Annotated in this window: 3 protein-coding genes and 1 pseudogene; all 4 read left to right on the top strand. The window is 68.4% G+C overall.

Annotated elements, in window-relative coordinates:
* The first annotated feature begins 69 nt into the window (after positions 1–69).
* Positions 70–723 (top strand): adenylate kinase, encoded by a 654-nt coding sequence (adk, locus tag VFR90_RS08620; RefSeq protein ID WP_326405704.1) that lies wholly within the window; start codon positions 70–72, stop codon positions 721–723.
* A 68-nt stretch (positions 724–791) separates the two neighbouring features.
* Positions 792–1,550 (top strand): 3-hydroxyacyl-CoA dehydrogenase, encoded by a 759-nt coding sequence (locus VFR90_RS08615; RefSeq protein WP_326405703.1) that lies wholly within the window; start codon positions 792–794, stop codon positions 1,548–1,550.
* Positions 1,551–1,618: 68 nt separating this feature from the next.
* Positions 1,619–3,346, top strand: a complete 1,728-nt coding sequence (gene dnaG, locus VFR90_RS08610; RefSeq protein ID WP_326405702.1) for a DNA primase — start codon at positions 1,619–1,621, stop codon at positions 3,344–3,346.
* A gap of 261 nt (positions 3,347–3,607) precedes the next feature.
* Positions 3,608–5,463: pseudogene (gene rpoD / locus VFR90_RS08605) on the top strand (RNA polymerase sigma factor RpoD); the annotation flags it as partial.

Below are 5,463 nucleotides of genomic sequence, written 5' to 3'. Positions count from 1 at the left end.
CAGGCGCGACGGCCGGCCGGGACGGCGCCGACCCGCAGCGCCGCCGAATCGAAACCATCCGAGGAATCCATGAGACTGATCTTGTTGGGCGCGCCGGGCGCCGGCAAAGGCACGCAGGCGACGTTCATCTGCCAGAAGTGGGGCATCCCGCAGATCTCCACCGGCGACATGCTGCGCGCCGCCGTGAAGGCCGGCACGCCGCTGGGCCTGGAAGCCAAGAAGGTGATGGACAGCGGCGGCCTGGTCGGCGACGACATCATCATCGCGCTGGTCAAGGAAAGGCTGACCCAGCCCGACTGCGCCGGCGGCTTTCTGTTCGACGGCTTCCCGCGCACGATCCCGCAGGCCGACGCGATGAAGGACGCCGGCGTCAAGCTCGACGTCGTGCTCGAGATCGACGTGCCCGACGCCGCGATCATCGAACGCATGAGCGGCCGGCGCGTGCACGTCGCCTCCGGCCGCACGTACCACGTCAAGTTCAATCCGCCGAAGCTCGAAGGCCGCGACGACGTGACCGGCGAGCCGCTGATCCAGCGCGACGACGACAAGGAAGCGACGGTGCTGAAGCGCCTGCAGGTCTATCAGAGCCAGACGCGCCCACTGGTCGACTACTACGCGGCCTGGGCCGCGACCGGCGACGCCGGCGCGCCGCGCTATCGAAGGATCTCGGGCACCGGCAGCGTCGACGAGATCACCGCGCGCGCCCTGCAAGCGCTGGACTGAGCGCGCTCCGCCTGCATCGACGGCCGCTTCAGCGGCCGTTTCGTCAGGGCCCACGAGAAGGAGTCGTCATGGACATCAATGGCAAGGTCTTCATCGTCACGGGCGGCGCTTCGGGTCTCGGTGAAGGCACGGCGCGGATGCTCGCGCGCGAAGGCGCTCGCGTCGTCGTCGCGGACCTGCACGCGGAGAAGGGCGCGGCGGTCGCACAGGCGATCGGCGGCGCCTTCGTGAAGTGCGACGTGTCCAGCGAGGCCGACGGGCAGGCAGTCGTCGCCAAGGCGCAGTCGCTCGGCAAGCTGACGGGCCTCGTCAACTGCGCCGGCATCGCGTCGGCGGTCAAGACGGTCGGCAAGGACGGCGCGCATCCGCTGGCGGCGTTCACCAAGACGATCACCGTCAACCTGATCGGCAGCTTCAACATGATCCGCCTCTGCGCCGAGGCGATGGCGCGGAACGATCCCGAGCCGACCGGCGAACGCGGCGTGCTGATCAGCACCGCGAGCGTCGCCGCCTACGACGGCCAGATCGGCCAGGCGGCGTATGCGGCGAGCAAGGGCGGTGTCGTGGGCATGACGCTGCCGATCGCGCGCGACCTGGCGCGCAACGGCATCCGCAACATGACCATCGCGCCGGGCATCTTTGGCACCCCCATGCTGTTCGGCATGCCGCAGGACGTGCAGGACGCGCTCGCGGCGAGCGTGCCCTTCCCTTCGCGCCTGGGCACGCCCGAGGACTACGCGAAGCTGGTGCAGCAGATCGTCACCAACGAGATGCTCAACGGCGAGGTGATCCGCCTCGACGGCGCGATCCGCCTCGCGCCGCGGTAAGCGGCGCGAGTCCCGACGCATCGCCGCGCCGAGCACATCGCGCGGAGCCCCTGGCTAGACTGCCCGGCATGATCCCGCCGGGCTTCATCCAGGATCTGATCAACCGAACGGACGTGGCCGAGGTGGTCGGCCGTCACGTCGAGTTGAAGCGTGCCGGCGCAAACCTGATGGGGCTTTGCCCCTTCCACGGCGAAAAGTCGCCGAGCTTCTCGGTCAGCCCGTCGAAACAGTTCTATCACTGCTTCGGCTGCGGCGCGTCGGGCGACGCCATCAAGTTCCTGACCGAGCACCTCGGGCTGAGCTTCGTCGAAGCGGTGCGCGACCTCGCGCAGGCGGCCGGCATGACGGTGCCCGAAGAACAGGTCAGTCCCGAGGAACGGGTGCAGCGCGAGACGCTGCGCGCGCGCCGGCTCTCGCTCGGGGAGGTGCTCGAGAAGGCCGCGGCGCACTACCGCAAGCAGTTGAAGGCCAGCCCGCGCGCGATCGACTACCTCAAGGGCCGCGGCTTGAGCGGGGCGATCGCAGCGCGCTTCGGCCTCGGCTATGCCCCGCCGGGCTGGCGTGCCCTGGCCAGCGTGTTCGCGCACTACGACGACCCGCTGCTCGCCGAGGCCGGCCTCGTGCGGCTGCGCGACGGCGACGACGAGGCCCGGCCCGACGCTGCGCCGGACGCCGGCCGCTACGACTGGTTCCGCGACCGCGTGATGTTTCCGATCCGCGCGATCGGCGGCGAAGTCATCGGCTTCGGCGGCCGCGTGCTCGACGATGGCAAGCCCAAGTACATCAATTCGCCGGAGACGCCGCTGTTCAGCAAGGGGCGCGAGCTTTACGGCCTGTTCGAGGCACGGCAGGCGCTGCGCGAAAAGGGCTACGCGCTGGTCGTCGAGGGTTACATGGACGTGGTCGCGCTCGCGCAGCTCGGCTTTCCGAACGCGGTTGCGACGCTCGGCACCGCCTGCACCGCCGAGCATGTGCAAAAGCTGTTCCGCTTCACCGACAGCGTCGTCTTCAGCTTCGACGGCGACGCCGCCGGTCGCCGTGCCGCCGCACGCGCGCTCGAGGCGGCGCTGCCGCATGCCGGCGATCTGCGCAGCGTCAAGTTCCTGTTCCTGCCGCCGGAGCACGACCCGGACAGCTTTGTGCGCGAGCGAGGCCCGCAAGCCTTCGAGGCCGAGGTGCAGCGCGCGCTGCCGCTGTCGCGCCAGCTGCTTGAGCTGGCGGCCGACGGCCAGGATCTGGACACCGCCGAAGGCCGCGCCCGGCTCGTTGCGCAGGCCAGGCCGCTGTGGGAAAAGCTGCCCCAAGGCGCGTTGCGCGATCAGATCGTCGGCGAGGTGGCGACGCTGGCGCGGCTCGACCGCGGCGATCTCGCGCGGCGCTGGGGCGTGGCAGGCGCGAAGCGAAGCCCGGGCACTCCCGCGGTTCCAAGGCGACCGATCGTCGTGCGGCAGGCGGCGAGGCAACCGCAGGACCAGGTCGCGCGGCTGTTGCTGCAGCGTTGCGCGTGGTGGCACGAGCTGACGACCGCCGACCACGAGCTGCTGGTCGGCCTCGGCGGCTGGCATGCCGAACTGTTCGGCTGGGTCGAACGCTGGCTGGCCGAGCACGGCCCCGCCTCGTGGACCGAGCTGCGCGAGCCGGTGGCCGTGCAGCCCTGGGGTGCGGCGGCGACGGCGCTCGTCGACGGCAGCGAGCTGGCGGTCGAGCCGCAGCTCGAGGAGCTGCATGCGGCGGTCGCGCAGACGCGCCGCGGAGTCGAACTGCAAGCCGCGATGCAGGTGCTCGGGCGCGCCTGAGACGGCGCCAGGGGCTGCCCCGGCGGGTACAATCCATGTTTCCGCGCGGTGACCGTCAACGCTGTCGCTTTCTCGCAGGATCAGCGATGCACCCCGGGCACACGCTTCGAGCCCGGGGCCGGCCGAATCCAGCAGCACGCCGGGGCTTGCGAACCGCGTCGAAACACCCCAGTTGATTGACATGCCGCCATGCCCAAGGTGGCCGCTTCGCTGCGCTTCGGCTGGGCGCCAGAACCCGTTGAATCTCGATCGAGGAATCGCATGACCGCCAAGAAGACCGCCCCCGCGCCCGCCAAGAACGGCAAGGACGCCAAGCCCGTGGCGAAGGCGCCGCCCGTCAAGGCCGCTGCCGCCAAGCCGGCGGCGAAGACCGAGGCGAAGCCGGCCGCGAAGACGGCGCCGGCGAAGCCGGTGGCGTCGAAGGGACCGGCCAAGAAGGGCGCCGAGGCCGCGAAGAAGGGCGTGCCGGTCGTCGAGGACGAGGAGCTCGGCGACGTCGAGGCCGATCTCGAAGGCGAGCCCGAAGCGGAAGTTGCGGACGAGGCGAAGGAAGAAAAGGCCAAGCCGCTGCGCATGAAGGTCAGCCGCGCGAAGGAGCGCGCGCTGATGCGGGAGTTCGGCCTCGACGAGAACGCGCTGACCGAGGAAGAGGTCGCGAAGCGTCGTCAGGAGCTGAAGACGCTGATCAAGATGGGCAAGACCCGTGGTTTCCTGACGCATCAGGAGATCAACGACCACCTGCCCGAGAAGCTGGTCGACAACGAGATCCTCGAGGCGATCGTCTCGATGCTCAACGACATGGGCATCGCGGTCTACGAGCAGGCGCCCGATGCCGCGACGCTGCTGATCGCGGGCGGCTCGACCGCCACCTCGACCGACGAGGAAGCCGAAGAAGAGGCCGAAGCCGCGCTGTCCACGGTCGACAGCGAGTTCGGCCGCACCACTGACCCGGTGCGCATGTACATGCGCGAGATGGGCACGGTCGAACTGCTGACGCGCGAAGGCGAGATCGAGATCGCCAAGCGGATCGAAGGCGGCCTGCAGTCGATGATGGTGTCGATCAGCGAATCGCCGACGACCATCGCCGAGATCCTGCTGCTGGCCGACAAGATCGCCAACGGCGAGATGCAGATCAGCGAGGTCGTCGACGGCTTCGTCTCGAACGAAGAGGCCGACGACTACGTGGCCGAGGAAGACTTCGACGAGTTCGACGAGGACGACGACGACGACGGCATGGGCGGCAGCAAGGCGCTGACCAAGAAGCTCGAAGAGCTGAAGGCCGCCGCGCTGATCCGCTTCGGCGAGCTGCGCGATCACTTCGACCGCATGCGCAAGGCCTACGAGCGCGACGGCTACAAGTCGCCGGCCTACAACCGTGCGCAGATGGGCGTCAGCTCGGAAATCATGAGCCTGCGCTTCACGGTGAAGACGATCGAGCGGCTGTGCTCGATCCTGCGTTCGCAGGTGGACGACGTGCGCCGCTACGAGCGCGAGATCCGCAAGATCGTGGTGGACAAGTGCGGCATGCCGCAGGACCACTTCATCAAGACCTTCCCCCCGAACTCGCTGAACCTCAAGTGGGCCGAGAAGGAAGCTGCCTCGAGCAAGCCCTACAGCGCGATCCTCTCGCGCAACCTCCCGCCGGTGCAGGACCTGCAGCAGAAGCTGATCGACATCCAGTCGAAGGCGGTGGTGCCGATCGACGACCTGAAGCTCATCAACAAGAAGATGAACCAGGGCGAGAAGGCCAGCCGCGACGCCAAGAAGGAAATGATCGAGGCCAACCTGCGCCTCGTGATCAGCATCGCAAAGAAGTACACCAACCGCGGCCTGCAGTTTCTCGACCTCATCCAGGAAGGCAACATCGGCCTGATGAAGGCGGTGGACAAGTCGAGTACCGCCGCGGCTACAAGTTTTCGACCTATGCGACGTGGTGGATCCGGCAGGCCATCACCCGCTCGATCGCCGATCAGGCCCGCACCATCCGCATTCCGGTGCACATGATCGAGACGATCAACAAGATGAACCGCCTCTCGCGCCAGCACTTGCAGGAGTTCGGCTTCGAGCCGGACGCACCGACGCTGGCCGAGAAGATGGAGATGCCCGAGGACAAGATC

Origin of the sequence: Methylibium sp. (genome assembly GCF_035762065.1) — a bacterium.
Lineage (GTDB): Bacteria > Pseudomonadota > Gammaproteobacteria > Burkholderiales > Burkholderiaceae_C > Methylibium.
This window is presented reverse-complemented; position numbering and strand designations above follow the sequence as displayed.